The 2,326-nt window shown below is 74.3% G+C and carries 2 protein-coding genes; one reads left to right on the top strand and one right to left on the bottom strand.

The window, feature by feature from the left end:
• Window positions 1–1,017, bottom strand: a 1,017-nt coding sequence (locus SACHA_RS0100735; protein ID WP_019806393.1) for a LacI family DNA-binding transcriptional regulator, incomplete at its 3' end; no start/stop codon positions are given.
• 209 nt (window positions 1,018–1,226) lie between these two features.
• On the opposite strand from SACHA_RS0100735, the gene SACHA_RS0100730 reads away from it, so the two are divergent.
• Window positions 1,227–2,258: a zinc-dependent alcohol dehydrogenase gene (locus SACHA_RS0100730; RefSeq protein ID WP_028662760.1), complete on the top strand. Its 1,032-nt coding sequence runs from the start codon at window positions 1,227–1,229 to the stop codon at window positions 2,256–2,258.
• Window positions 2,259–2,326 lie beyond the last annotated feature (68 nt).

Genomic DNA, 2,326 nt, shown 5'->3' with positions numbered 1-2,326 from the left:
CACCGCCCCGGTCCGTCCCGGCGCCGTGCGCGGTGCGGGCCCGGTCGAGTCCCGGACCACGAGGTGCGACGGCAGCACGACCTCGGCCCCCGACCGGGGACGCCCGTCGAACAGCAGGTCCACGGCCACCCGTCCGGCCTCGTCGAACTGCCCGGCCAGCGTGGTCAGCCGCGGGGAACAGAAATCGGCACCGAAGATGTCGTCGTAGCCGACGACGCTGAGCTCGCCCGGCACCCGCACGCCGCGGGCGGCGAACCGGCGCAGCATGCCGATGGCCATCAGGTCGTTGTGTGCCACGGCCGCGGTGACGTCCCGGGTGAGCGTGGCGTCCGCCGCCGCGGCACCGCCCTCCACGGCCGGGGGGAACGGGCCGAGTCGTATCGCCCGGACACCGAGTCCGTCGGCGGTCTCCCGGATGACCCGCCACCGTTCGGCGGCCAGCCACGACCGGCGCGGCCCCGCGAGGTAGGCCACGGACGTGTGCCCGAGCGAGGCGAGGTGTTCGACGATCTGCCGGGTTCCGTCCTCGTGGTCGACGGTCACACTCGGCAGGCCGTCGACCCGACGGCTCACCAGGGCCAGCCGGTGCGCGGAGGCGAGCTCGCGGATCTGGGCGTCGGACATCCGGCTCGCCGCGATCACGAAGCCCTCCACGGAACCGCTGAGCCGCTCGACGTTGCCCGACTCCAGGTCCGGCGACTCCTCGGTGTCGCCGAGGATCAGCGTGCGCCCGGCCGCGCGGGTCTGCTGCTCGGCGCCCCGGATGATGCCGAAGAAGTGCGGGTTGGTGATGTCCGCGACGAACAGCGCCACCGTCCGGGTGTCACCGGACGGCAGCGCCCGCGCGAGCGGGTTGGTCCGGTAACCCAGCCGCTCGGCCACCTCCAGGACGTGGTCCCGGGTGCGGGTGTTGACCCGGCCCGGTCTGGCGAGCGCCCGGGAGACCGTGGACGTCGCCACCCCCGCCTCGCGGGCCACGTCGTAGATCGTCGGACGCCGTCCCTCACTGTGCGCCACCGCAGTACTCCGCTCCGTCTGGTCCGCAGGCGGTGCCGAGCATAGGCCCGGGTGGCAACATATGGCAACCGCTTGTCAGTCGGTTGCCCGCCTGCTTAGGGTCTGCTGCGGCTTCGCCCGGCGGCCCCCGACCGGGTGTGTTGTGGTCCGGTTGCCGCGCGCCGACGCGGCGGAGAAGACGGACAACGGCGTCGAGAGGGACACGGTTGATGAGGGCTATCGTTCTGACCCGCCCGGGGCAGGTGCGGGAGGTCGACACCTGGCCCGAGCCCGAACCCCGCGCGGGCGAGGTCCTCGTCGCGATACGGGCCGTCGGGCTGTGCGGGTCGGACCTGGGTGTCTACGACGGGCACCGGGCCACCCCCGAACTCCCGTGGGTGATGGGGCACGAGGGCGGCGGCGAGATCGTCGCGGTCGGCCCCGGGGTCACCGACCGTCATCCGGGACAGCGGGTGGTGGTCGAACCCAACTACGGCTGCCTGGCCTGCGCCGCCTGTGCGGAGGGGGCGACCTCGGCGTGCCCGGACCGGGGCATCGTCGGGATGAACGTCCCCGGACTGCTCGCCGAACGGGTCGCGGTACCCGCACGATTCGCCCGGCCGGTCCCGGACACCGTGGACGATCCGACCCTGGCGTGTCTGGAGCCGCTCGCCGTCGCCCGCGCCGCCGTCCGGCGTTCCGGGGTGCGCCCGGCGGACCGGTGCCTGGTCCTCGGGGCCGGCTCCCAGGGCCTGTTCGTCTGCCAGGCACTGCGGGCGCTCGGTGTCCGGCCGTACGTCAGCGAACCGCACGACGGCAGGACCGCGCTCGCCGAGGAACTCGGCGCGCGCCGGCTCTCCCCGGAGCACGTCCCGGACCCCGGACGGACCGCGGACGCCGCGCACGGCTTCCACGTCGTGTTCGACACCGTCGGCCTCGCCGACACCTGGGATCTGGCGCTACGCACCGTGCGCCCGACCGGCTCGGTCGTCCTGATCGGCATGAGCGGGAGCACGGTTTCGGCCACCTCGGCCGATCTCACGCGACGGCAGGTGACCCTGCGCGGGTCGCTGATCTACGACCACCCGGAGGACTTCCGGGACACCGTGGACACCGTCGCCGCGGGCGTCCTCGCTCCGGCGGACGTCCTCCGGTACACCGCGACACCGGACGCCGCGGCGGACGCCTTCGCCGGCGCGCGGACCGTGCCGGGCAAGTCCTGGATCGACCTCACCGGTTGGCAGGAGGACCGGAATGGCTGAACACACCGACCCACCGCAGCCCGGCGGGACGGCGCAGCCCGGCGGGACGGAGCGGCCCGGCGGGTCGG

The organism is Saccharomonospora halophila 8, from assembly GCF_000383775.1.
Lineage (GTDB): Bacteria > Actinomycetota > Actinomycetes > Mycobacteriales > Pseudonocardiaceae > Saccharomonospora > Saccharomonospora halophila.
This window is presented reverse-complemented; position numbering and strand designations above follow the sequence as displayed.